At 59.7% G+C, this 22,380-nt stretch carries 27 protein-coding genes and 1 tRNA gene; 7 read left to right on the top strand and 21 right to left on the bottom strand.

All coding sequences use genetic code 11. From position 1 onward, the window contains the following. The first annotated feature begins 70 nt into the window (after positions 1–70). Positions 71–766 (top strand): thermonuclease family protein, encoded by a 696-nt coding sequence (locus GA0061103_RS10865; protein WP_092710767.1) that lies wholly within the window; start codon positions 71–73, stop codon positions 764–766. A gap of 36 nt (positions 767–802) precedes the next feature. Here GA0061103_RS10865 and GA0061103_RS10860 read toward each other — a convergent pair. Continuing rightward, a tRNA-Pro gene (locus GA0061103_RS10860) sits at positions 803–879 on the bottom strand. Between the two features lie 86 nt (positions 880–965). Continuing rightward, entirely contained in the window at positions 966–1,367 is a 402-nt protein-coding gene (locus tag GA0061103_RS10855) for a BA14K family protein (protein WP_092710764.1), read from the bottom strand. Between the two features lie 174 nt (positions 1,368–1,541). Here GA0061103_RS10855 and GA0061103_RS10850 point away from each other — a divergent pair, with 174 nt between their 5' ends. Next, positions 1,542–1,799, top strand: a complete 258-nt coding sequence (locus tag GA0061103_RS10850) for a hypothetical protein (protein ID WP_092710762.1) — start codon at positions 1,542–1,544, stop codon at positions 1,797–1,799. A 147-nt stretch (positions 1,800–1,946) separates the two neighbouring features. Here GA0061103_RS10850 and GA0061103_RS10845 read toward each other — a convergent pair whose 3' ends face one another. The 9 genes from GA0061103_RS10845 to GA0061103_RS35025 form a co-directional block, all read right to left on the bottom strand. Further along, positions 1,947–2,276, bottom strand: a complete 330-nt coding sequence (locus GA0061103_RS10845) for a hypothetical protein (RefSeq protein WP_069616257.1) — start codon at positions 2,274–2,276, stop codon at positions 1,947–1,949. Positions 2,277–2,527: 251 nt separating this feature from the next. Then, a complete protein-coding gene (locus tag GA0061103_RS10840) occupies positions 2,528–3,631 on the bottom strand; it encodes a porin (RefSeq protein WP_092710759.1) in 1,104 nt (367 codons plus the stop codon). Positions 3,632–3,987: 356 nt separating this feature from the next. Beyond that, complete coding sequence (locus GA0061103_RS10835) at positions 3,988–4,533, bottom strand: MerR family transcriptional regulator (RefSeq protein WP_092710757.1); 546 nt, start codon at positions 4,531–4,533, stop codon at positions 3,988–3,990. A 230-nt stretch (positions 4,534–4,763) separates the two neighbouring features. Continuing rightward, positions 4,764–5,102: an integration host factor subunit alpha gene (locus GA0061103_RS10830; RefSeq protein WP_069616254.1), complete on the bottom strand. Its 339-nt coding sequence runs from the start codon at positions 5,100–5,102 to the stop codon at positions 4,764–4,766. A 107-nt stretch (positions 5,103–5,209) separates the two neighbouring features. After that, positions 5,210–6,181: a beta-ketoacyl-ACP synthase III gene (locus tag GA0061103_RS10825; protein WP_092710754.1), complete on the bottom strand. Its 972-nt coding sequence runs from the start codon at positions 6,179–6,181 to the stop codon at positions 5,210–5,212. A gap of 19 nt (positions 6,182–6,200) precedes the next feature. Continuing rightward, complete coding sequence (gene plsX / locus GA0061103_RS10820; RefSeq protein ID WP_092710751.1) at positions 6,201–7,247, bottom strand: phosphate acyltransferase PlsX; 1,047 nt, start codon at positions 7,245–7,247, stop codon at positions 6,201–6,203. A gap of 102 nt (positions 7,248–7,349) precedes the next feature. Then, positions 7,350–7,907, bottom strand: coding sequence for a YceD family protein (locus GA0061103_RS10815; protein WP_092710749.1), 558 nt, complete (start codon positions 7,905–7,907; stop codon positions 7,350–7,352). Between the two features lie 9 nt (positions 7,908–7,916). Continuing rightward, positions 7,917–8,474, bottom strand: a complete 558-nt coding sequence (locus GA0061103_RS10810; RefSeq protein ID WP_092710746.1) for a ubiquinol-cytochrome C chaperone family protein — start codon at positions 8,472–8,474, stop codon at positions 7,917–7,919. Further along, positions 8,413–8,835: a hypothetical protein gene (locus tag GA0061103_RS35025; RefSeq protein WP_162747727.1), complete on the bottom strand. Its 423-nt coding sequence runs from the start codon at positions 8,833–8,835 to the stop codon at positions 8,413–8,415. The genes GA0061103_RS10810 and GA0061103_RS35025 overlap by 62 nt, the downstream gene beginning before the upstream one ends. Between GA0061103_RS35025 and GA0061103_RS10805 the strand changes: the two genes are divergently transcribed. Further along, positions 8,756–9,265, top strand: a complete 510-nt coding sequence (locus GA0061103_RS10805) for an outer membrane protein assembly factor BamE (protein WP_092710743.1) — start codon at positions 8,756–8,758, stop codon at positions 9,263–9,265. The two genes, GA0061103_RS35025 and GA0061103_RS10805, sit on opposite strands and share 80 nt — an antisense overlap. A 79-nt stretch (positions 9,266–9,344) precedes the next feature. Here the strand turns inward: GA0061103_RS10805 and GA0061103_RS10800 are convergent, their stop codons facing one another. From GA0061103_RS10800 to GA0061103_RS10790, 3 genes are all read right to left on the bottom strand, one after another. After that, positions 9,345–11,483 carry a sodium-translocating pyrophosphatase gene (locus tag GA0061103_RS10800; protein ID WP_092710740.1) on the bottom strand — a complete coding sequence of 713 codons (2,139 nt, stop codon included), beginning with the start codon at positions 11,481–11,483 and terminating at the stop codon, positions 9,345–9,347. Positions 11,484–11,732: 249 nt separating this feature from the next. Then, a complete protein-coding gene (gene nusB / locus GA0061103_RS10795; RefSeq protein WP_092710737.1) occupies positions 11,733–12,215 on the bottom strand; it encodes a transcription antitermination factor NusB in 483 nt (160 codons plus the stop codon). 3 nt (positions 12,216–12,218) lie between these two features. Continuing rightward, positions 12,219–12,674 carry a 6,7-dimethyl-8-ribityllumazine synthase gene (locus tag GA0061103_RS10790; RefSeq protein WP_092710734.1) on the bottom strand — a complete coding sequence of 152 codons (456 nt, stop codon included), beginning with the start codon at positions 12,672–12,674 and terminating at the stop codon, positions 12,219–12,221. A gap of 197 nt (positions 12,675–12,871) precedes the next feature. Here GA0061103_RS10790 and GA0061103_RS10785 point away from each other — a divergent pair, with 197 nt between their 5' ends. The 3 genes from GA0061103_RS10785 to GA0061103_RS10775 are packed head-to-tail and all read left to right on the top strand — an operon-like array spanning position 12,872 to position 14,442. Then, positions 12,872–13,381, top strand: coding sequence for a cupin domain-containing protein (locus GA0061103_RS10785; RefSeq protein ID WP_092710731.1), 510 nt, complete (start codon positions 12,872–12,874; stop codon positions 13,379–13,381). Positions 13,382–13,418: 37 nt separating this feature from the next. Next, on the top strand, positions 13,419–13,937 hold the full coding sequence (locus GA0061103_RS10780; protein WP_092710728.1) for a GNAT family N-acetyltransferase: 519 nt from the start codon (positions 13,419–13,421) through the stop codon (positions 13,935–13,937). Between the two features lie 22 nt (positions 13,938–13,959). Continuing rightward, entirely contained in the window at positions 13,960–14,442 is a 483-nt protein-coding gene (locus tag GA0061103_RS10775; RefSeq protein ID WP_092710726.1) for a GNAT family N-acetyltransferase, read from the top strand. Positions 14,443–14,489: 47 nt separating this feature from the next. Here GA0061103_RS10775 and GA0061103_RS10770 read toward each other — a convergent pair whose 3' ends face one another. The 7 genes from GA0061103_RS10770 to GA0061103_RS10740 all read right to left on the bottom strand — a co-directional run bounded on the left by GA0061103_RS10770 (position 14,490) and on the right by GA0061103_RS10740 (position 21,098). Beyond that, on the bottom strand, positions 14,490–15,110 hold the full coding sequence (locus GA0061103_RS10770; RefSeq protein ID WP_092710723.1) for a riboflavin synthase: 621 nt from the start codon (positions 15,108–15,110) through the stop codon (positions 14,490–14,492). Then, positions 15,110–16,219, bottom strand: a complete 1,110-nt coding sequence (ribD, locus tag GA0061103_RS10765) for a bifunctional diaminohydroxyphosphoribosylaminopyrimidine deaminase/5-amino-6-(5-phosphoribosylamino)uracil reductase RibD (protein ID WP_092710720.1) — start codon at positions 16,217–16,219, stop codon at positions 15,110–15,112. Before ribD ends, GA0061103_RS10770 begins: the two co-directional genes overlap by 1 nt. Positions 16,220–16,221: 2 nt before the next feature. Beyond that, positions 16,222–16,698, bottom strand: a complete 477-nt coding sequence (gene nrdR / locus GA0061103_RS10760) for a transcriptional regulator NrdR (RefSeq protein WP_015339425.1) — start codon at positions 16,696–16,698, stop codon at positions 16,222–16,224. A 9-nt stretch (positions 16,699–16,707) separates the two neighbouring features. Beyond that, complete coding sequence (gene glyA, locus GA0061103_RS10755; protein ID WP_015339424.1) at positions 16,708–18,006, bottom strand: serine hydroxymethyltransferase; 1,299 nt, start codon at positions 18,004–18,006, stop codon at positions 16,708–16,710. A 175-nt stretch (positions 18,007–18,181) separates the two neighbouring features. After that, positions 18,182–19,495, bottom strand: coding sequence for a L,D-transpeptidase family protein (locus tag GA0061103_RS10750; RefSeq protein WP_092710717.1), 1,314 nt, complete (start codon positions 19,493–19,495; stop codon positions 18,182–18,184). Positions 19,496–20,008: 513 nt separating this feature from the next. Beyond that, the gene (gene ldtR, locus GA0061103_RS10745) at positions 20,009–20,524 is read right to left on the bottom strand and encodes a transcriptional regulator LdtR (RefSeq protein ID WP_041677845.1); all 516 of its coding nucleotides are present in this window, start codon (positions 20,522–20,524) and stop codon (positions 20,009–20,011) included. A gap of 133 nt (positions 20,525–20,657) precedes the next feature. Continuing rightward, positions 20,658–21,098: a DUF6163 family protein gene (locus GA0061103_RS10740; RefSeq protein WP_092710715.1), complete on the bottom strand. Its 441-nt coding sequence runs from the start codon at positions 21,096–21,098 to the stop codon at positions 20,658–20,660. Positions 21,099–21,241: 143 nt separating this feature from the next. On the opposite strand from GA0061103_RS10740, the gene hemB reads away from it, so the two are divergent. After that, positions 21,242–22,255: a porphobilinogen synthase gene (gene hemB / locus GA0061103_RS10735; RefSeq protein WP_092710712.1), complete on the top strand. Its 1,014-nt coding sequence runs from the start codon at positions 21,242–21,244 to the stop codon at positions 22,253–22,255. Positions 22,256–22,380: the final 125 nt, after the last annotated feature.

Genomic DNA, 22,380 nt, shown 5'->3' with positions numbered 1-22,380 from the left:
TCTCCGCCGAAGCCAACGGATCGGTAAGAAATGGCGGCGATAATCCCCCTCGTAATCGAGGGATGATACCATGGCGAAAGCGAAACGACGCACGCGGCGCAAGCCGCAGTCCAAGGCGGGCAATTCGATGTGGCTATGGGGCGTTGTCGGTCTGGCAACGATAGCCGGCATCTACGCCTATCAGCATCGCAAGGACATGCCGTCGATGCTGGCGCATGCCGGCGCAGTCGCCGGCATGCCGCATATGGCTCGGGAGGCGCCGGTGCCGGCGGCAAAACCGCAGACAAAGACGGCGGCAGTCACTCCGGAGCCGCGCGCGACATCCGCCCTGCCGGTGCCGCCTGCCGCCATTCCCGTGGCGATGCCGGTCAACAAGATACCGGTCGAACGGCCCATACCCAGTTTGCGGGCACAGTCCGGCGGTCGTTTCGTGCTATGCGGCGCCGGCTCGGGCACGAATTGCGTCGTCGACGGCAATACCTTCTGGCAAGACGGCATCAGGATTCAGTTGGCCGATATCGATGTGCCGGATGCCGGTGCGGCGCGCTGCCCCAGCGAAAGACAGAGAGGCGTGGCCGCAAAACTGCGCCTGCAGGCCATTCTCAACGATGGAAGCTTCGTGCTTTCCGGCAGCAGCCGTCGCGACGACCCGAATGGCGGCAAGTTGCGCATTGCCATGCGCGCGGGGCGCTCGCTCGGCGATCAAATGGTGTCGGAAGGTCTCGCCCGCCGCTGGACCGGCCAAGCGTCGTCCTGGTGTAGCTGATTTTCAGAAATTCGATTGGGAGTTCAAGGAGATAAATGGTCGGGGCGACTGGACTCGAACCAGCGACCCCTTGACCCCCAGTCAAGTGCGCTACCGGGCTGCGCTACGCCCCGACCTGCCGAAACGGCTTGTTTCGTTTAGAGTCTAGCGTTTCCCGACGCAAGCGAAAAGTGTCGGCCTGCTCAGAAAAAATTGGCGTTCAACGGCACACCTGCCTCGGTCCGTGGTTCGGCTGATAGGTATTGTCCGAGGCACGGTAGGAACGATAGCGGCTTGCGCAGTCGCGCGCATGGCTGCCGTAATAGCCCTGCGAGCCCTGCCGGTTGAACAGCGTGCCGGTTACAAAGGATTTGAAGAGCACGCCGCTGTCGGAATCATCGTCGTAATAGCTGTCATTGCCATGCAACCGATGACCGCTGCCCCAGCGGTTGTGGTGATGCCAATGGCCGTGGCCGTGATCGCGGACCTCGATAATGTCTGACTGAACGGGTTGAGGCACAGACAGAGATGGCATGGTGAAGGCACTCGCCGGCATGGCGGCACCGGCCGCCAGCAACAAACCGAAACCTGCGGCTGCTATCGATCTGGCAATCGTAAACATATGCGACTCCTTTGCAATCCGGCGGCTCTGCCAAGCAAATCTGCGTGAAAACCTTGCTGCCAAGCACGTCGTCATTATCTGTATATAGTGATTTGGAGCCACACTCATAGATGCCCTTGCCGCTTTATTGCGCGACAATTTTGCAAGGCGGCAGGTGCGTGGAAAGTCAAGGCAATGAAGCCCTTTATAGCCCTTTTGCTAGTCGCACCGCTGCTTGCTGCGTGCAACACCAGCGCAGCTTTGCAGCCCATCCCAGGTAGCATCACCTATGGCGGTCAGCCGCATATGAAATTGACGAAATCACCGCCGGGCGCACAATTTCAGCACCACTTTACCAACCAGTGGGGCGAAGATGTCGTGGAGACCTATATCGTCCAGCCGGACCGGAGTCTAAAGCTCGTCAATCGTGAGATAATGACCCCAGAAGGTTAGAGCATCTCCGGAATGTGCAAGAAATAACAGGATAGCTATCTTCTCTGTTCGAAGAACAGCGGGAGCGTGCAGCTTGCTTCCCTATCGAACCTATCGAAACTCCGTCGGCGCAAGCCGACGGAGGATGGTGTGGGATCGGTCGAAAGCTTACCAGCAGCGATAGCAGCGGCGGTAATAGGGCCGGCCGTAATAGCCGCGGTGATGATGATTATCGCTGACAGCGGCGCCAACGAGAACGCCGCCGATGATGCCGGCTGCAGCCAGAGCAGCAGCCTGGTTTTCAGCCTGTTGTGCCTGGGCGCGATTGGACTGATAGGTCGCGCCGACGCAGCGATTGTAACGCTGCGTTCCCGGACGGAACCCTTGCGACTGGCAAGTCATTTCCGCATTCATCGCAGATTCCTGCGGTGTCTGACAGCTCGATAGAATGGTTGATATAGCGACAAGGCTCGCCGCCATCGTGGCACGTATGCGCATATTCCCTCCGGCAATTTAGGATACAACCCCGGGAAAGCGAAATACAGCCAAAGGTAAGCTTTAGCAAGCCAACCTTATCAAGCACCACGCGAAAATCCGTCAAACCGTGGCAAAACTGCACGCAAGGATGGCATCGTGCTTAACGGCCGGATAGCAGCTTAGTGCAAAATGAAAAGACCCCGCGCGATGACGGGGCCTTCATATCCGATTTGCACGTCCTCAGCCCGTCGAGACTGCGGGCGTGTTTTCGATCAGAAATTCCGTTCGAAGCGAAGGATGCCGGCGACCGTATCATCCTTGATGTAGTCGTAATGCACATAGGTGAGTTCCGGCTCGACCAGGAAATCTTTGACCGGATAGATCTTGAGGTTTGTCGTTGCTTCGAAGATCTTCGACTCTGTATAGGCAAGCTGCAGATTCCACTTCAGCTTGTCGTTGACCGGGACGCCGACACCACCCCAGAGCGCCCAGTCACCCCAGCCGCACTTGGCCGCGTTGGTGCCGCTCGATGTCGTGCAGGCCGAGATATCCTGGTTGGTGCCGGCATATTTGTTCAGTTTGTCGCCGTCGGTATTCCAGCCACCCATCAGGAAGGCTTCCACGCCGCCGAACTTGGCATCGAGACGAGCCTTGATGGCGCCTTCCTCGACGATCGAGTCGTAACCGCCGACGACCTTGATGCCCCAGTTATCGGCCTTGTAACCGAGGCCGGCCACGACATCGGGAGCATAGTGGTTGGACTTGTCGTCCGTCCACCAGCCGGCGCCGTAGGAGGCCTCGCCGTCGGAGGTGGAATTGGAGTCTTCCAGCGAGATCACAGCCGAGAAGCCGTTGCCGGGATCGTATTTGTAGGTCAACTGATTCAATTCGTACGGACCGTCATAGATCACGTCGTCGTTGACGACATCGCCCGCATAGCCCACGTAAAGATTGAATTGCGAATCGAGTTTACCGACCGTGAAGCCGCCAAGGCTGATGTTGGCAAACAGCAGCTTGGAGGATGTCGCACCCCCATCGTTCCACTCCCAGCGGAAGATTGTGTTGGTCTTCAGCGGACCATATTCGGTGTCGGTCGCCGTATCGACATTGAGCTCCACACGCTCATGCCAGAGCGTGCCAACCTTGCTGCGCGGATTATAGGCGTCATACCACTCGCCTTCCGTGCGAACCTTTCCGCCGATCTTCAGGCAGGTTTCGGTACCGGGAATATAGAAATAGCCTGTGCCGTATCCATCGCAGATACGAACATACTCAAGCGGTTCGGGTTCCGCAGCGACAATAGCGTCGGCGGCGTGGGCAGCGCTCGCCGCGGCGATGGCAGCGGCGGAGCCAAGAAGAAGGCTCTTGATGTTCATGGTGTCTCCATTCGACTATCCGTCAGAGATGGAGTCTCCCGGCAGACAACAACATGCCCCTCCATAGCCTGACTGTTCCCCTCAAACAGGGCGAAGCAATAAGCTTCGCCGTCAAACTGAACCCGTGACCTTGTCGCAGCAAGTTAATAAGGCTGCCGAACTAATTTTTACAACGCTGAAGAGTGGCGAACGTGACAAAAATGTCACGCGCATGTCGCAATGACAAAAACGAACACATCACACACAGCCAACACGCGCACTGAGCGAGAGAACGCATACTATAGTTGCATGCTTACGAAACACAATATGCTTCAGCCGCAATCCCAACACGTGCAGTCCAATACGTGCGGGCAGTCTTATCGCACCTGATCGAGGAGGCGCTTGCATTCCAGCAGATCGTAAAGCGTCTCCTGAAGCAAGGCGCGATCTTCCTTGCCGACACTCGACTTGCCTATGGAGACATCAGGCACGCCATCGTCGCCGCTGACGAAATTGAAGAAGCGGCGGCTGATCGGCGCCTTGGCGCGGCCGACGATCTGGTCTTCGTCGGAATTGGCAGAGGCGACGCGGGGTTCGACGGCGGCAGGCTCCTGGGCCGCCGCAAGCGCTTCCACACTGGCCAGATCGCCATGCCCGACCGCGATGACAAACTTGTTGCCGTTGGTCTTCAGGAGCTTCTGGACGCCCTTGATCGTATAGCCGTGATCGTAGAGCAGATGGCGGATACCGTTCAGCAGGTCGACATCCTCAGGGCGATAATAGCGCCTGCCGCCACCTCGCTTCATCGGCTTTATCTGCGGAAACCGGGTCTCCCAGAACCGTAGGACATGCTGCGGCAGATCAAGGTCTTCCGCGACTTCGCTGATCGTGCGAAATGCATCCGGGCTCTTGTCCATCATCATACTCCCACACTGCGCATGCGGCGCCGTTTGGCCGGATCACGCAAAAGCGGATATCGGCATTCGTATCGCTCCATGATACGACTCACCATATTTCAACGGTTTGGCGGCGGAAATTCAAGTCACATCTTCAGCCGCTGCACAAGCTGGCGACAAATCAACACAGAAGATGCTCTGGAGCGACCGCACGACAAAGCATGCGGCCGAGCGAAAACAGAAATCACAAGGATGAATCAGGAGGCGGGATTTACCGGCTTGGCCTTCGCCTTGCGGCTCGCATGTGCTTTCAGAATGCGGGTCTTGAGGACGTTCGACGCCTTGAAGGTCATGACACGCCGCGGAGAGATCGGCACTTCCTCGCCGGTCTTCGGGTTGCGGCCAATGCGCTCATTCTTGTCACGCACCTGGAATGTCGCAAACGAGGAGAGCTTTACCGTTTCTCCACGCACGATGGCGTTGCAAATTTCATCGATCACAGTCTCGACGAGCTCCGCCGACTCCGTTCTGGAGAGACCGACTTTCCGGAATACCGACTCCGCCAGGTCTGCGCGCGTCACTGTCTTGCCCGTCATAGCTCCCCGCCCATATTGCTGCGTAATCTTCTTCAAGTTTTGCGAGACTATTGCCGTTGCGCCGAACGGTCAAGCTCTTGTTCGGAACGGCTTTTAGAGATGTGGCACTACCAGCGCAGCAGGACCGCGCCCCAAGTGAAGCCGCCGCCCATGGCCTCCAGCATCACCAGGTCGCCCTTCTTGATCCGTCCGTCACCGGCCGCAACGGCGAGTGCCAGCGGAATGGATGCAGCCGACGTGTTGCCATGAAGGTCCACGGTGACCACAACCTTCTCGGGAGCAATTCCGAGCTTCTTGGCGGAACCATCGATGATGCGGCGATTGGCCTGATGCGGCACGAGCCAGTCGAGATCGTCGGGTGTGGTGCCTGTCGCATCGAATGCGGCCTGGATGACGTCGGTAATCATGCCGACAGCGTGCTTGAACACTTCGCGGCCCGCCATGTGCAGGACACCGACCGTTCCCGTCGTGGACGGGCCACCATCGACATAAAGCTTTTCCTTGTGGGAGCCATCGGAGCGCAGGCTTGCCGTCAGCACGCCGCGATCGCTGTTGGCACCGCTTCCCTCGCCAGCTTCCAGGATCAGCGCGCCAGCGCCATCGCCGAAGAGAACGCACGTCGTGCGGTCGGTCCAATTGAGGATGCGGGAAAATGTCTCGGCGCCGATGACGAGCACGCGCTTGGCAAGGCCGCCGCGAATATAGGCGTCAGCCGTGGTCACCGCATAGACGAAGCCGGTGCAGACGGCCTGAACATCGAAGGCGAAGCCATGATGCATGCCCAGCCGGTTCTGGATATTCACCGCCGTTGCGGGAAAAGTATTGTCCGGGGTCGAGGTTGCAACGATGATGAGATCGAGGTCATCCGGTGTCATCCCGGCATTGGCGAGAGCCGCACGCGCCGCCTGCTCGCCAAGCGAAGCCGTGGTTTCACCTTCGCCGGCGATATAACGTTGACGGATGCCGGAGCGCTGGACGATCCAATCGTCACTGGTATCGACAACCTGCTCCATCTCGGCATTGGTCATGACGCGCTTGGGGAGCGCCGCCCCAAAGCCGCGAACAACTGAACGGATCATTCTGCTTGTACCCCGTCTCTCATGCCGCTTCCGGCCCGATCGGGGGCAGCCGTTTGGCATGATATCTCTTCAAATCATTTTCGATTTTCTGCGTGAGCCCATTCTTGGCCATATCGTAGCCGACATCGACGGCAGCTGCGAAGGCTTCGACATTCGCGCCGCCGTGGCTCTTGATGACGATGCCGTTCAGGCCGAGGAAGACGCCGCCATTGACCTTGCTGGGATCCAGCTTTTCGCGCAGCAGGTCGAAGGCGCCCTTGGCAAAGACATAACCGATGCGCGCAAGCAGCGTGCGCGACATGGCGGCGCGCAGATAGGCGCCGATCTGCTTTGCCGTGCCTTCGGCCGCCTTGAGCGCGATATTGCCGGAGAAGCCTTCCGTGACGACGACGTCGACCGTGCCCTTGCCGATATCATCGCCCTCGACGAAGCCGGAATATTCCAGCGATTCGAGATTGGCTTCGCGAATGAGACGGCCGGCGTCCTTGACCTCTTCCTGGCCCTTGATTTCCTCGACGCCAACGTTCAGCAAGCCAACGGTCGGGCGTTCGATCTCGAAGAGCGCGCGCGCCATGGCGCCGCCCATCAGGGCAAAGTCGAGCAATTGCTGTGCATCGGCGCCGATCGTGGCACCAACATCGAGCACGATGCTTTCGCCGCGCAGCGTCGGCCAGATCGCGGCGATTGCCGGGCGTTCAATATTGGCCATGGTGCGGAGACAGAATTTCGCCATCGCCATCAGGGCGCCAGTGTTGCCAGCGGAGACGACGACATCGGCGTCACCCGTCTTCACCGCCTCGATCGAGCGCCACATGCTGGAAACGTAGCGGCCGCGGCGAAGCGCCTGGCTCGGCTTTTCATCCATGCTGATGGCAACCTCGCATTCGTGAAAAACCGATTTTTCGCGAAGCTTGGGATATTTAGCGAGGACCGCCTCGCAGCGTTCCTTCTGTCCGTACATGACGAATGTGATATCGGGATGCCTATCCAGCGCCTTGGCCGCGCCGGGAACAACAACCTCAGGGCCGAAGTCGCCACCCATTAGGTCAAGAGAAATTCTGATCACGCGTCCCTAGTCCTTTTACTCCGCCGCGACGGGCGAATTTGGCGTCAAAATACCGTTTTCTCCCCCGGTTACAACTGAATTGTGCTCGAACGGCACCGGAGCCTATTCCTTTTTCCAGTCTTTCAGAACGGCAAACGGCGAAGGCTTCTTGTCATCTTCTCCTGTGTCTTCAATATGAGCATCGAACTCGACGCCGGGCTTGCGCGGATAGGGATCGATGGCGAGCGCCGCAAATTCCGCGACGACCGCACCGGCGTCGATCGTATCGCCGGTAAAGGTCTCCGGAAGATCCGGACCATCGGGATCAAGCACCATTTCTCCGGCATCCACAGAGGGCGCACGCGCCAGTTTGGAATCCTCGGGCACGAAGATGTGCTCGAAGTCTTCGTCGATATCAGATTCGACCGGCTCGAGTGTGACAACGCAAGCCTGAACGATCTTTGCCTTCACATTGCCCTTGATGCGCACGCCGTCGCGCTTCCAGCGCGAAATCTTGAGATCTGCTTCGAGCTTGCCGACCGAGAGTACATCCCAGAGAGCAGCGAGCCCGGCCAGTTCGCGATCGTCAGCCTCGACATGGACATCCACCGGATTGGCGGAGATGTGTCCCACCTTCACCGGATAGGAAAACGGCGTTTCATCGGAGTCGTGTCTTTTCATTTTTATCTCCTAACCGGCCTGTTGGCCGACTTTATCTGGCACCGGCAGCGTCGCCGAGCCCGTAGCGATCTGATTTTCGGTTATGGTCGCCAAGTGCGCTTCTGCGATCATCATCCAATCAGCCAGCGAACGCATGGATGCCGTGCTTTCACTCGCCTTGGGATAGATGTTGCGCTGGAGCGCCGCGGCAAGCGCAGTGCGATCATCGCTATCCATGGCGCCCGCGTAGCTTTCGAGTCGTCCATAGAACATGCCGGCCAGCTTCTTCATGCGCTTCGGCACGCTGTTGTCGCCTATACCGAGCTCGCGGATCGAATAATCGATATCTTCGAAGAAGGCATCGACGATTTCCTGCGCCAGCTCCTGACCGCTGGTCACCGAGGACCGCGTCCGGCGGAAGAACAGGATCATCATCACCGACAGCAATTCGAAGCGCCCCATCACCGTATCAGGCACCTCGTAGTCGGTATAGAAAACCGGCTGCCGCGCCATGGATGTCAGGACCTCATACTGCCTGACCACGATGATCTGATTGTGATTTCTTTTGCGGAAGAGCCCAAAAATCATGAAAATTCCCGGAATTGGCTCCCTCAGAGCGCGCCGTTTTCGCTTGGCCTTGTTGCATCCACGCAAAAGCTGGTTTACCGAAGCAGGCGCGAATTGCAATGCCGTTTGTGCCCGCTTCGAGGCTCCAGCCCTTAACCGTCGTCACGTTGTGCATGATCGGTGACGAAGAGTGCCGAACAACATGATTGTGCCTTTTGCCATCGCGGAAAGGCCACAATGATGTGCACAGCAAGGTCATATCGGCCGTCCGGCCATCGGATTGATTCATTAGGGGAGATGAGATGTCGTTGACCAGACGGTATTTCAAGTCTGACATTACTTTCAGCAGCGCTGCCGCCATCGCCCTGGTGATTGCGACCATGGGCCTTTCGGGTTGCAAGACCAGCGAGGTCATGAACAACGGCTACATCTTCGACCCGCAGTCGCTGGCGCTCGCGCCGGTCGGTTCGAGCCGCGAACAGGTTCTATTGTCGCTCGGCACGCCTTCCACCACCGCGACCTTCGACGGTGAAGTCTTCTACTACATCTCCCAGAAGCGCACGCGCGCCGTCGCCTTCATGAAGCCGAAGCTGGTCGACCAGAACATTCTGGCGATCTATTTCGACAAGGACGGCGTGGTGAAGCAGGAAGCCAACTACACGCTGAAGGACGGCAAGGTCTTCGACATGATCAGCCGCACGACCCCGACCGGCGGTCGCGACATCACCTTCCTGCAGCAGATCCTCCAGGGTGGCGGCAGCGGCGTCAACGGCGCGAGGAACTTCCTCAACAACCTCAACCCCGGCCAATAAGACCGGGACGGTATCTCAACGAAAAACCCGCGAGGCACTGCGCTCCGCGGGTTTTCCTTTTGCGTTCGGTCTGCTTCGCTTAGCCGGCAAGAATCGCAAGCAACAGCAGAGCAACGATATTGGTGATCTTGATCGCCGGATTGACGGCCGGACCAGCCGTATCCTTGTACGGATCGCCGACGGTGTCGCCCGTCACCGAAGCCTTGTGAGCTTCCGAGCCCTTCATATGGCGCGTGCCGTCCTTGTCGACGAAACCATCCTCGAAGCTCTTCTTGGCGTTGTCCCAGGCGCCGCCACCTGACGTCATCGAAATAGCCACGAAGAGGCCGTTGATGATGACGCCGAGCAGCGAAGCGCCGAGAGCGGCAAAGGCAGAGGCCTTTGAGCCAGACAGCAGCAGGACGCCGAAATAGACGACGATCGGCGCCAGAACCGGCAGGAGCGACGGAATGATCATCTCGCGGATGGCCGCCTTGGTCAGCAGATCGACGGCGCGGCCGTAATCGGGACGCTCCGTGCCCTGCATGATGCCGGGCTTTTCACGAAACTGCTTGCGAACCTCTTCGACGATCGCCCCCGCGGCACGGCCGACTGCCGTCATGGCGATACCGCCGAAGAGATAGGGGATGAGGCCGCCGAACAGCAGGCCCGCAACGACGTAGGGATTCGAAAGTTCGAACGAGATCGTGCCCACATTGGCGAAATACGGGAACTTGTCGCCGTGCGCCGCGAAATATTGCAGGTCGTTCGAGTAAGCCGCGAACAAGACCAGCGCGCCGAGCCCGGCCGAACCGATCGCGTAACCCTTGGTGACGGCCTTGGTGGTGTTGCCGACCGCGTCCAGCGCGTCGGTGGATTTGCGCACTTCCGGCGGAAGATGCGACATTTCCGCGATACCGCCGGCATTGTCCGTGACCGGGCCGAAGGCGTCGAGAGCGACGATCATGCCGGCAAGGCCGAGCATGGCGGTGACCGCAATACCCGTACCGAACAGGCCGCCAAGCTGGTAGGTGGCGATGATGCCGCCAACGATGACGATCGCCGGCAGTGCCGTCGATTCCAGCGAGACGGCAAGACCCTGAATGACGTTGGTGCCGTGACCGGTGACCGACGCTTGGGCGATGGAATTGACCGGCCGCTTGTTGGTGCCGGTATAGTATTCGGTGATCACGACGATCAGCGCCGTGACGATGAGGCCGACGATGCCGCAGGTGAAGAGCTTCGTCCCGGTGATGTCGAAGCCGGCGACGGTGCCGATCGAACCCCAGCCGATGGTGAGCGAGGTGGCCGCAGCCAGGCCGATGATCGACAGGACGCCGGTTGCGACGAGGCCCTTGTAGAGGGCGCCCATGATCGAACCATTGACACCGAGCTTCACGAAGAAGGTGCCGATGATCGAGGTGATGATGCAGGCACCGCAGATCGCCAGCGGATAGATCATGGCCGAACCGAGGATCGGAGAGCCGGCGAAGAAAATCGCGGCGAGAACCATGGTTGCAACGACCGAAACCGCATAGGTCTCGAACAGGTCGGCCGCCATGCCGGCGCAATCGCCGACATTGTCGCCGACGTTATCGGCGATGGTCGCAGGGTTGCGCGGATCGTCTTCCGGAATGCCTGCCTCGACCTTGCCGACGAGGTCGCCGCCGACGTCGGCACCCTTGGTGAAGATGCCGCCGCCGAGGCGGGCGAAGATCGAAATCAGCGAGGCGCCGAAACCAAGGGCGACAAGCGCATCGATCACGTCACGCGAACCGGCTTCGTGACCGAGAATACCGGTCAGGACATAGAAATAGATGGAGACGCCGAGCAGGGCGAGACCTGCAACCAGCATGCCGGTGATGGCGCCCGACTTGAAGGCGATATCGAGGCCCGCGGACAGGCTCTGCGACGAGGCTTGCGCGGTGCGAACATTGGCGCGCACGGAGACATGCATGCCGATGAAACCTGCGGCGCCTGAGAGGATTGCGCCGATCAGGAAGCCGAAAGCGGCTTCGGCCGACAAGAGGAGCCAGGCCGCGATGAATACGATGATCCCGACGATGGCGATGGTTCTATATTGGCGCGCCAGATAGGCCTGCGCTCCTTCACGAATATACCCGGCAATCTCTTGCATGCGGGCATTGCCCTGATCGGCAGCGAGTACCGACCGGGTTGCCCATACGGCATAGATGACCGAGAGCAGTCCGCATGCGATCACTCCTAAAAGAATCGACATTTCGCTTTTTCCCTCCAAAAAAGCCGGCGGTTCACTCCATCCCCCGGCCGCCTGCGACAACGGCAGGTCCCCTCCTCCAGGGGATCGGTCGCTGTGCAGTTGCGAGATTGCTGTTGGGAAAACGTCGCGTCAAGACCGCCCGCAGGTAAAATACCCGCAGGAGGTTCAAAAGAATATTCGGAGATGAAATCAGGCGCGAACGAAGGAAACGAAAATGCTCTACGCCGCGATCCGAATGTCCTGCGAAGCTTATTTCTTCGCTTCGCCGCGAACCTGCTTGGCGATTCGGTCGAGCACGGCGTTCACGAGCTTCGGCTCGTCTTCCTCGAAGAAGGCATGCGCGATCTCGACATATTCGGTGACGATGACCGGAACCGGCACGTCCTTGCGGTCGATAAGCTCGAAGGTGCCGGCGCGCAGGATGGCGCGCACGGTGCTGTCGAGACGCGACAACGCCCAGTCATCCTGAAGCGCGGAGCCGATCAGCGGATCGAGCTTGGTCTGCTCGCGCACGACGCCCGACACGATGGAGCGGAACCAGGATGCGTCGGCCTTCAGATAGGTCTCGCCATCCAGCTCCTGTCCGAGACGGTGGGCCTCGTATTCAGCCACCACCTCCAGAACGCCGGTTCCGCCGATATCCATCTGATAGAGCGCCTGAACCGCCGCAAGACGCGCTGCGCCCCGCTGGTTGGCGGGCTTGGCCGGTCGCTCATTATCCTGATTGCTCATGTATTATGCACCCAACTTCTCTTTCAGCGCGATCATGGTCAGCGCCGCGCGGGCAGCGAAACCGCCCTTGTCCTTGTCCGAACGGCGCGCACGCGCCCATGCCTGCTCATCGTTCTCGACGGTGAGAATACCATTGCCGATCGCGAGGGATTCGCTGACGGCCAGATCCATCAGCGCCCGCGAGGATTCATTGGCGACGATATCGAAATGATAGGTCTCGCCGCGGATAACCATGCCGAGAGCCACATAGCCGTCATAAACCACATTACCATTGTCGCCGCCATCGAGCGCCATGGCAATCGCAGCCGGGATCTCCAGCGCGCCGGGCACGGTGACGACATCATAGGTCGCGCCAGCCGCATCGAGAGCAGCCTTGGCGCCGTCGAGCAGAGCATCGGCCATATCGTCATAGAAGCGAGCTTCGACGATAAGGATATGAGCATTGGAAGAGCTGGTCATAAATCACCTGCGATTTGAGAGGGCGCGGCACCTTGTTAGGCCGGGTCAAACCACGGCGGGCCTCGCTTGGCAAGTGTTTTTCAATGGCCCGCGCCGATTCCGACCCTATTTGGAAATGATCGGCGCACCGCGGAAATTGTGGCTTCCGTACACGCAACCGCTTCGATAATAATTTGCAACCTGCGAGGGGGAGGTTCATGACGAAGAAATCCACACCCGCCGTCAATGTCGGCGAGCTTGAACTGGAACATTGGCAGCAAGGCAGCTTCTTTGCCGGCAGCGACACATCCTTCGGGGCGAAGCTCGGGCTGAAGCAGCTCGGCATCAGCTACAACGAAGTGCCTCCGGGCAAATCCGGCTGTCCGTTTCACAATCATCATGTCGAGGAGGAGATGTTCGTCATTCTCGACGGCGAAGGCGAATATCGTTTCGGCGACCAGCGCATCACGGTCAGCAAGGGCGATGTGCTGGGCGCTCCGGCCGGCGGCCCGGAAACGGCACATCAGCTGATCAATGTCGGCCCCAGCGTGCTCACCTATCTCGCCATTTCCACGAAGGCGCGGACCGAAATCGTGGAATATCCCGATTCCGGCAAGTTCCTGGCCAAAACCTACATCGACGGCAAGACGGCGTTCCGTGCCATCGGCCGCGCCACTGCCACCAACCTCGACTACTGGGACGGCGAGCCCGGCGCCTCGAACGACTGATCATCACCAAAAACATTTTCGGTAAAGATCTAATCCGATGACCCATATTCCGACACTCACGACCGACCGGCTTCTGCTGCGAGGTCATACGCTTGATGATTTCGACGAATTCCTCGAGCTCTGGAAACACAAAGAGATCGTCCGCTTCATTGGCGGCGAGATGCCGACGCGCGAGCAGGTCTGGGCCCGCCTGCTGCGCTATGCCGGTCTATGGCATCATCTCGGCTTCGGTTTCTTTGCCGTCGAGGAGCGTCAAAGCGGCCGGCTGATCGGCGAAGTGGGGTTCCTGGATCTGCATCGCGACATGACGCCGATGACGGAAGGCACGCTGGAAGCCGGCTGGGGCATTACGCCGCCGATGCAGGGCAAGGGATATGCGACAGAGGCCATGAACGCCGCGATCGCCTGGGCGGACAGACAGTTCGCAGGCCGCCGCATGACCTGCATCGTGGATGTCGAGAACCTGCCGTCGATACGAGTTGCTGAAAAGATCGGCTTCCGCCGCATCGGCGAACTCGTGCTCAAGGACAGGTCCAACGTTCTATTCGAGCGTTAGGCGTTGCAGGGGAAGAACTATCATGCCGGCTCTGCAGGAAAGGTTTTCCGTCAGACCTTACGAACCGGATGACGCCGGAGCCACGATCGACATTTTCCTGAGGGCCATTCGCGAGGTCGCGTCCAAGGACTACAACCCGGCGCAGATCGCTGCCTGGGCGAAGGTCGACGATGCTGAAATATGGGCACAATATCGAGCGAGCCGGCCAACCTGGCTTGCCGTGGATGGTTCAAAACCCATCGGCTTTGCCGATCTGAAATCGGATGGTTGCCTGGATATGATGTTCGTTTCGCCCGACTATCAGGGAAAGGGCGTCGCCAGCCTATTGCTTGCAATCGTCGAAAACGCGGCCCGCGAACAGGGCTTTCAACGGATCTTCACCGAAGCGAGCCTGACCGCCCGCCCCTTCTTCGAACGCAAGGGCTTTGTCGTCGTGACCGTGCAGCAGGTAGAAAAGCGCGGCCAGATCTTGTCGAATTTCCTGATGGAAAAAACGATCGCATAAGCGGGCGAGCGCCGACCGGCGCCCCCGTTATGGCGAGCCTATGATATTCAGGCTTCGCGGACGACCGGGAATTCTGCCAGACGAGCGGCGTAGCGTGCCATGGTGTCGACTTCGAAATTGACGAAATCGCCGGCCTTGCGCTCGCCCCAGGTGGTCACTTCCAGGGAATGGCGGATCAGCAGCACGTCGAATTCCGTACCCTCAACGGCATTGACCGTGAGCGAGGTGCCATCGAGCGCGACCGAGCCCTTCGGCGCCACAAATCTTGCGAGATGCTCCGGTGCACGCAGGCGAAAGCGGGTGGCCTCGCCTTCTGATGCCACCGAGAGGATTTCCGCCTTGCCGTCGATATGGCCTGACACGATGTGGCCGCCAAGCTCGTCACCGATCTTCAGGGAACGCTCGAGATTGATCTTGGCGCCAGCTTCCCAGCTGCCTATGGTCGTCAGGCGCAACGCCTCTTCCCAGGCCTCGACCTCGAACCAGCGTCCATTGCTTCCCTCTTCCGGCAGCCCGGTCACCGTCAGGCAGACCCCGGCGTGCGAGATGGACGCGCCCATGTCGATCGTTGCCGGATCGTAATTGGTGGCAACGCGCAGCTTGATGCCTTCCTGCATCGGGGAAATGGATTCGACCGTGCCGACGTCGGTGACAATTCCGGTAAACATCAAAAACCTCTTTCGTATTCGTCGCAGAGATCGTCGCCGAAGCGGCTCTCGCCGACATGTATAAAGTCAGCTGGGATATTGGACTTGAGGACCGGCGATTCAATACCACCCTCGCCGATATCGGCCGGCCCCTGGAACAGCAGGATGCGGTCGACCAGTCCGGCGTCGAGAAAACGACGCGCCGTCTTGGCGCCGCCTTCCACCAGCAAGGACGAGATGCCGCGTGTGCCGAGCGCCTCCAGCAGCTCTCCCGGCTCGCTGGAATTGGATTGCAACACCTCGACATCGGCGGCATCAAGCGCCGCACGGCGCCCGAGGAATGCGGCGTCGGTGTTCTCATCGAAGGACGGAGGATGGCCGGCGACCGCGATCACCGGATATTGCCGGGCAGTGCGGACCAGCTTGCTGCCAAGGGGAAGCTGCAGCTCGTCGTCAATGACGATGCGCAGAGGCGAGCGATCTTCCAGGCCTGGAAGCCGGCAGGTCAATTCCGGATCGTCTGATATCGCCGTGCCGATGCCGACGAGAATGGCATCGCTTTCGGCACGCAGCATCTGCACCTCAGCCCGCGCGACATCGCCGGTAATACGCACCTGCCCCTCGCCCGTCTTGCCGATCATGCCATCGGCCGAAATCGCAAGCTTGAGAGTCACATAAGGCCGGTTTCTCGTCTGACGCATGAGATAGCCGGCGAGAGAACGCCTACCCTCCGTCTCCAGAATGCCGGTATCGACCTCGATGCCCGCGTCGCGCAGCATGGTGATACCGCGCCCGGAAACGCGCTGGTCGGGATCGGCGACGCTGATGACCACGCGTGCCACGCCGTAAGCGATGAGCGCCTCGGCGCAGGGCGGCGTCTTGCCGTAGTGCGAACAGGGCTCGAGCGTCACGTAGGCCGTGGCGCCTCTAGCCGCCTCGCCCGCCTCGGCCAGCGCCTGAGGCTCGGCGTGCGGGCGACCGCCGACGGCCGTGACACCGCTGCCGAGAATGACACCGTCCTTGACAATCAGGCAACCGACGGAGGGATTGGTGGAGGTCAGTCCGAGATGCCTGCGCGACAGGCGGATGGCCGCGGCCATGAAACGCTCGTCTTCAGGCCGAAGCGTCATGGTCAGGGATCCAATGGATCGCGGGCGATCTTCGCGTTGATCTCGTCGATCACATGCTCGAAATCCTCGGCATGCGAGAAGTCGCGATAAACCGATGCGTAGCGCACGAAGGCGACGTCATCGAGGCTCTTCAACGCCTCCAGCACCTGCAGACCGATCTGCTCGGAGCTGATTTCGGTCTCGCCGGAGCTTTCAAGACGCCGGACGATGCCGGAGACGGCGCGCTCGATCCGGTCCCGGTCCACCGGGCGCTTGCGCAGCGCGATCTCGAAGGAACGCACCAGCTTGTCGCGATCGAACGGCACTTTGCGGCCGGTCTTCTTGATGACCATCAGCTCGCGCAGCTGCACCCGCTCGAAAGTGGTGAAGCGGCCGCCGCAATCCGGACAAATGCGCCGACGGCGGATGGACGTGTTGTCCTCCGCCGGGCGCGAGTCCTTGACCTGAGTATCTTCTGAGCCGCAGTAAGGGCAGCGCATGCGCTCTCCTTAGCCCATATAGCCGTACATCGGGAAGCGGTCGGTGAGCTTGACCACCTTCTCGCGCACGGCAGCCTCGACGGCTGCATTGCCTTCGTCGGAATTGGCGACCTTCAGGCCATCGAGAACTTCGATGATCAGATTGCCGATTTCGCGGAATTCGGCTTCCTTGAAGCCACGCGTCGTGCCGGCCGGCGTGCCGAGGCGGACGCCTGACGTGACAAAGGGCTTTTCCGGGTCGAAGGGGATGCCGTTCTTATTGCAGGTGACGTAGGCGCGGCCGAGTGCAGCTTCCGCGCGCTTGCCGGTAGCATTCTTCTTGCGCAAGTCCACAAGCATCAGGTGGTTGTCGGTGCCGCCGGAAACGACGTCGACGCCGCCGGAGATCAGCGTTTCCGCGAGAGCCTTGGCGTTCTTGACGATCTGGGCGGCGTAGTCCTTGAATTCCGGCTGCAGCGCTTCGCCGAGGGCAACGGCCTTGGCAGCGATGACGTGCATCAGCGGGCCGCCCTGGAGACCAGGGAAGACGGCCGAGTTGAACTTCTTCGCCAGATCCTCGTCATTGGTGAGGATCATGCCGCCGCGCGGACCGCGCAGCGACTTGTGCGTGGTGGTGGTGGCAACGTGGCAATGCGGGAACGGCGACGGATGCTGGCCACCGGCGACGAGACCGGCGATGTGGGCCATGTCGACCATCAGATAGGCTCCGACGCTGTCGGCGATCTCACGGAAGCGCTTCCAGTCCCAGATACGGGAATAGGCGGTGCCGCCGGCGATGATGAGCTTCGGCTTGGTTTCTTCGGCCTTGCGCTGTACTTCATCCATGTCGAGCAGGTTGTCGCCTTCGCGCACGCCGTAGGAGACGACGTTGAACCACTTGCCGGACATGTTGACCGGCGAACCATGCGTGAGGTGACCACCCGAATTCAGGTCGAGGCCCATGAAGGTATCGCCCGGCTGCAGGAGCGCGAGGAAGACGGCCTGGTTCATCTGCGAACCGGAATTCGGCTGAACGTTGGCGAAGTTGACGCCGAACAGCTTCTTGGCACGCTCGATGGCGAGCTCTTCGGCGATATCGACATACTGGCAGCCGCCATAGTAGCGCTTGCCCGGATATCCCTCGGCATACTTGTTGGTCATGATCGAGCCCTGCGCTTCCAGAACGGCGCGCGAGACGATGTTTTCAGAAGCGATCAGTTCGATTTCGTGCCGCTGGCGACCGAGCTCCTTGCCGATCGCGCCAAAGATTTCCGGATCGGTATCGGCAAGCGAGCGATTGAAGAAGGGTTCGGTGGACGCATTGGTCATCGTGAAAGCTCCTGAACGGGCCGGAACGGCAATGCAAACGGTATTAGCGTCAGGGTCGCCGGAGAGCAATACGACCAGCGACATTTGCTGGGCATTCTACGCAGAGCACCGCCGGCAAATGAAAAAGCCGCATCCGAGGACGCGGCTTCGATAAGAATTGCAATCGGAATGCCGATTATTGAACCGGCTGCTCCATGCCCTGGGTCGTGTCGAGCGCCAACTGGGAATTGCCGTCGAGATTATAGATGTCGTCGCGGAACTGGACGATGCCGTCGCGGGCGCTCCAGGCGGAGATGTAGACGAAATAGACCGGGACTTCCGATGCCAGCGTAATCGGCGTGTTGACGCGGGTGGAGATGACCTGCTCGATGTGCTGGCGTGGCCAGCCCGGAGTTTCGGCCAGCAGCCAGGTCGCGAGATCACGCACGTTCTGAACGCGAACGCAGCCCGAGCTATCGAAGCGCATCAGCTTGTTGAACAGGCCCTGCTCCGGCGTATCGTGCATATATTCGTTGTTGGGGTTATGGAAGTTGATCTTCGTGGACGCCATGGCGTTCGTCTTGCCAGGGTCCTGACGGAACATCAGGTCCGGCGCCTTGTCCGAATTCCAGTCGATCGTCTCAGGTGCTACTTCCTGACCCTTGCCGTCGAGAAGGCGGATGTTGCTCCTCGCCAGATAGGTCGGGTCCTTGCGCATCAGCGGCATGATATCCTTGACGATGATGGAGCGCGGCGCCGTCCAGTAGGGATTGAGGATGACCTCGTAGATCTTCGAATTGATAATATGGGTCGGTCGCGATTCCCGGCCGACGATCGCCTCGTGGCGCAAAGCCACCTGACCGTCTTCCACGGCTTCGACACGGGTCGCCGGGATGTTGACCATGACGTGACGGCGGCCCAGATCGGACGGGAATGTCTGCAGGCGAACGAGATTGGTATTCAGCTGCTGCAGACGGACGTTGGCGGGGATGTTCATCGCCTTCTGCGTGAAATCACCGATGACGCCATCCGGCGGTAGACCGTGGCGAGCCTGGAAACGCTTGACGGCGCCGTCTACGTAGGAATCGAAAGACGATGAAATGCCCGCCTCGCGCGGCAGGTCGCCTGAGACCATCAGATGCTGGCGAAGTGTCTGCACGGCGGGATCGGTAACGCCGATCTGCAGCGGCTGCTGGCTCGTCGGGCTGACTTGCGGCCAGCCGCCATTGGCAACGATGCTCTGATACTGAGCAATCGCCTGCTGAATGTTCGGCACGGAATCGGGGCCAAGGATCGGCGTGTTTGACTGGACGGCGGCGGCCGTACGAGCAGCAGCCTTGGCGTCGAACTGATCGTCCCAATTGCCGCGAGAACGGTCGTTGATCAGCGCTTCAAGCGGGGTCGCGTTTTGCGCTAGAGCCGGAGCGGCCAGTGCGGCAGCGCCAAGAGTTGCAGCCGACCGCAGGAAAGAGCGGCGCGAAAAGGGTCCAATTCCGTTTTTCTTCGACATGTCCTAACCGTTCAACGCTGCGATCCAATCATGCGCAGCCTAGAGAGGAAGCAGTAAATAGCGCAAGCTTGCGCCAAGTAACGTGGCTCAGTATCAATCCGTTCCCTTAATGCACCACCAAAAACTTGGCCACGAACTATCACAATATCGCGAAGCCAAGACCTTCAGGTTGGAAGATCGTATTTCGAGAACGCTGCTTGCAGTCGATTTCCGCTGTCATAGCAATATGGCCAATTCGTGTCTCCCGGCATGAAACTTGCCTTGCCATGCGGGGGCGAAAGAAAAGCCAAACTGCTTTTGCTAAAATACCACAGCTGCGCGTGGTTCATAGCGTGTCTTCATCCGGCGTCAATGGCTTAGCCGCCCGAGACCTTACATGTGACGGAAGGTGAAGCGCGGACGTGGCAAAAAGCGCACAACGGCCGGGCCGGTAACGCGTTCAAGCCGGACACGCAGGGAAACGTGTCCAGCTTGTTTGACTGGAAGATCTTGCGATCATTCAGCTGCACTCACTCACATGCGGTAAGCGATGCTGTCGTTCCAGAAGCGGTCCAGACGCTGCAGCAGCTTGTTCATCTGGGTGAATTCGTCGGTGCCGATGCCGCCGACCTTGTCGATCGAGCCGATGTGGCGCTCATAGAGCTTGGCGACGGTTTCGGCGATGTCCTGGCCCGTTTCCGTCAGGCTGATGCGGACCGAGCGACGGTCGATGCGCGAGCGCTGATGGTTGATGAAGCCGAGGTCGACCAGCTTCTTGACGTTGTAGGAAACGTTGGAGCCGAGGTAGAAACCGCGGGAGCGCAGCTCGCCGGCCGTCAGCTCGGAATTGCCGATATTGAAAAGGAGAAGCGCCTGGACGGCGTTGACGTCGTCGCGACCCTGGCGGTCGAACTCGTCCTTGATAACATCAAGCAGGCGGCGGTGCAGACGCTCGACGAGGTGAAGGGATTCCATGTAGAGAGCCCGGATGTCATCAACCTGCTGATCCCGAGCGTTTGCAACTGCCTGCGGCTTGATTTTCGTGTTCATCATGACTTGGCCTCACTCTGTTTTGTTTGGCGGTGTCGTTTTCTTCCCGCCTTGAGTGAGACCCTATCGAATACACATAAAATTCTACTTAAACTGCAGGCTTAACAGCACCTTACCAGGAAGTGTTGCTGTCTCAGGGTAAATCAACCATTACCTGCTGCTGCCGGCGCCGGCGTTTCTCCTGCCACAAGAGGACGCGGAAAGCGCAATAAATCACCGCGACGCAGGCGTGCAAGATCATGATCAGCGGATTGGATCCGAATATCTCCGGCCACACTCCATACATCAGCCCCTGCCCGCCTGCGGCGAGCACCCACATGACCGGCCCCCAGGAGACGGTGAGCCATAAGCCGAGGGCGGCGACCGGGAAAACCACGGCGAGACCCGCACCCGCGACCTTCCAGGGCAGAGCGAGCAGATCGAAGCGCGCATGACCATCCAGCGAGTAGCCGACCAGCATCGCCCAATATTGCAGGCCGAGCCAGAAGCAGGCGATCGCGATCAGCCGCAGGAACAGCACGAACAGGATGTCCGTCAGCGTATTCTTGGGTACGGTCGAAGAATCAGGTTCCATGCGCGAACAATACGTAGGAGGCACGTGCCTCGCCAGAATATAATGGCTGCGGCCTTTCGCCTTGTTTTGAATCCTGGGGACGGCGTGATAGGTACGCGCCCCATATAGAATGCCATAAGTAGACGAAGAAGGATGGCGGCATCATGGAGAACAAGACGCATCTCGTTGACGAGATCACCGGGCATCGGCGCATGCGGCGCAACCGCAAGGCCGATTGGACGCGCCGTCTCGTGCAGGAAAACCGGCTGACGGTCGACGATCTGATCTGGCCGATCTTCGTGATCCCTGGCACCGGCATCGTCGAGCCGATCCCGGCCATGCCCGGCGTCAACCGCATGACCGTGGACAAGGCCGTGGAAGCGGCGAAGGAAGCGGCCGATCTTGGCATTCCCGCGCTCGCCACTTTCCCGAACATCGAAATGGAACTGCGCGACGAGACCGGCTCCAACAGCCTCGAAAAGAACAATCTCATCAATCTCGCGACCGCCGCAATCAAGAAGGCCGTGCCTGGCATCGGCGTCATCACAGACGTCGCGCTCGACCCGTTCACCAGCCACGGCCATGACGGCATCCTGCGCGGCAACGAGATCGTCAACGACGAAACCGTCGAACAGGTGGCGCGGGCCGCCGTCTATCAGGCGGATGCCGGCGCCGATATCATTGCACCTTCGGAAATGATGGACGGCCGCATCGGCGCGATCCGCCAGGCGCTCGATGCCGCCGGCCACCAGGGCGTCGGCATCATGAGCTATGCGACGAAATTCAGCTCGGCCTTCTATGGTCCTTACCGCGAGGCGATCTCGACCGGCGGCCTGCTGAAGGGCGACAAGAAGACCTATTACATCGACCCGGCCAACGGCACCGAGGCCGTGCGCGACGCGACGCTCGACGTCGAGGAAGGCGCCGACATGCTGATGGTCAAGCCCGGCCTGCCCTATCTCGACATCTGTTGGCGCCTGAAGGAAGCCTTTGGCCTTCCGACCTTCGCCTATCAGGTCTCTGGGGAATACGCGATGATCAAGGCCGCCGCCGCCAATGGCTGGATCGACGGCGAGAAAGTAATGCTCGAAACCCTGCTCGCCTTCAAGCGTGCCGGCTGCGATGGCATCCTCACCTATTTCGCGATGGATGTGGCACGACATCTGGCGAAGAAATAGCTTCAGGCCGCCCACTTATTGTATTTGCTGGAGCCGATACCATATGTTCGGCAAATGTTTCCCCGCCGCGGCTTTGGTGTGCCCTACCGGTCGTACAAAAGTCGCAGAGGGATCTTTAACTGGCA

It is taken from the genome of Martinezella multihospitum, from assembly GCF_900094585.1.
In the GTDB taxonomy this organism is placed as follows: domain Bacteria; phylum Pseudomonadota; class Alphaproteobacteria; order Rhizobiales; family Rhizobiaceae; genus Rhizobium; species Rhizobium multihospitium.
Note: the sequence above shows the minus strand (reverse complement) of the source record. Positions and strands in the feature narration are given on the sequence as shown.

Bases quoted from the DNA above. Each gene is read 5' to 3' on its own strand.
- nrdR (WP_015339425.1), bottom strand. From the start codon at position 16,698: ATGCGCTGCCCTTACTGCGGCTCAGAAGATACTCAGGTCAAGGACTCG.
- GA0061103_RS10780 (WP_092710728.1), top strand. From the start codon at position 13,419: ATGACCCATATTCCGACACTCACGACCGACCGGCTTCTGCTGCGAGGT.
- nusB (WP_092710737.1), bottom strand. From the start codon at position 12,215: ATGAGCAATCAGGATAATGAGCGACCGGCCAAGCCCGCCAACCAGCGG.
- GA0061103_RS10800 (WP_092710740.1), bottom strand. From the start codon at position 11,483: ATGTCGATTCTTTTAGGAGTGATCGCATGCGGACTGCTCTCGGTCATC.
- GA0061103_RS10830 (WP_069616254.1), bottom strand. From the start codon at position 5,102: ATGACGGGCAAGACAGTGACGCGCGCAGACCTGGCGGAGTCGGTATTC.
- GA0061103_RS10740 (WP_092710715.1), bottom strand. From the start codon at position 21,098: ATGGAACCTGATTCTTCGACCGTACCCAAGAATACGCTGACGGACATC.
- GA0061103_RS10845 (WP_069616257.1), bottom strand. From the start codon at position 2,276: ATGCGCATACGTGCCACGATGGCGGCGAGCCTTGTCGCTATATCAACC.
- GA0061103_RS10750 (WP_092710717.1), bottom strand. From the start codon at position 19,495: ATGTCGAAGAAAAACGGAATTGGACCCTTTTCGCGCCGCTCTTTCCTG.
- GA0061103_RS35025 (WP_162747727.1), bottom strand. From the start codon at position 8,835: ATGGTCGCAATCACCAGGGCGATGGCGGCAGCGCTGCTGAAAGTAATG.
- GA0061103_RS10865 (WP_092710767.1), top strand. From the start codon at position 71: ATGGCGAAAGCGAAACGACGCACGCGGCGCAAGCCGCAGTCCAAGGCG.
- GA0061103_RS10770 (WP_092710723.1), bottom strand. From the start codon at position 15,110: ATGTTTACCGGAATTGTCACCGACGTCGGCACGGTCGAATCCATTTCC.
- GA0061103_RS10775 (WP_092710726.1), top strand. From the start codon at position 13,960: ATGCCGGCTCTGCAGGAAAGGTTTTCCGTCAGACCTTACGAACCGGAT.
- ribD (WP_092710720.1), bottom strand. From the start codon at position 16,219: ATGACGCTTCGGCCTGAAGACGAGCGTTTCATGGCCGCGGCCATCCGC.
- GA0061103_RS10810 (WP_092710746.1), bottom strand. From the start codon at position 8,474: ATGATTTTTGGGCTCTTCCGCAAAAGAAATCACAATCAGATCATCGTG.
- GA0061103_RS10785 (WP_092710731.1), top strand. From the start codon at position 12,872: ATGACGAAGAAATCCACACCCGCCGTCAATGTCGGCGAGCTTGAACTG.
- ldtR (WP_041677845.1), bottom strand. From the start codon at position 20,524: ATGAACACGAAAATCAAGCCGCAGGCAGTTGCAAACGCTCGGGATCAG.
- GA0061103_RS10815 (WP_092710749.1), bottom strand. From the start codon at position 7,907: ATGAAAAGACACGACTCCGATGAAACGCCGTTTTCCTATCCGGTGAAG.
- GA0061103_RS10805 (WP_092710743.1), top strand. From the start codon at position 8,756: ATGTCGTTGACCAGACGGTATTTCAAGTCTGACATTACTTTCAGCAGC.
- glyA (WP_015339424.1), bottom strand. From the start codon at position 18,006: ATGACCAATGCGTCCACCGAACCCTTCTTCAATCGCTCGCTTGCCGAT.
- GA0061103_RS10790 (WP_092710734.1), bottom strand. From the start codon at position 12,674: ATGACCAGCTCTTCCAATGCTCATATCCTTATCGTCGAAGCTCGCTTC.
- hemB (WP_092710712.1), top strand. From the start codon at position 21,242: ATGGAGAACAAGACGCATCTCGTTGACGAGATCACCGGGCATCGGCGC.
- GA0061103_RS10835 (WP_092710757.1), bottom strand. From the start codon at position 4,533: ATGATGATGGACAAGAGCCCGGATGCATTTCGCACGATCAGCGAAGTC.
- GA0061103_RS10825 (WP_092710754.1), bottom strand. From the start codon at position 6,181: ATGATCCGTTCAGTTGTTCGCGGCTTTGGGGCGGCGCTCCCCAAGCGC.
- GA0061103_RS10850 (WP_092710762.1), top strand. From the start codon at position 1,542: ATGAAGCCCTTTATAGCCCTTTTGCTAGTCGCACCGCTGCTTGCTGCG.
- GA0061103_RS10855 (WP_092710764.1), bottom strand. From the start codon at position 1,367: ATGTTTACGATTGCCAGATCGATAGCAGCCGCAGGTTTCGGTTTGTTG.
- GA0061103_RS10840 (WP_092710759.1), bottom strand. From the start codon at position 3,631: ATGAACATCAAGAGCCTTCTTCTTGGCTCCGCCGCTGCCATCGCCGCG.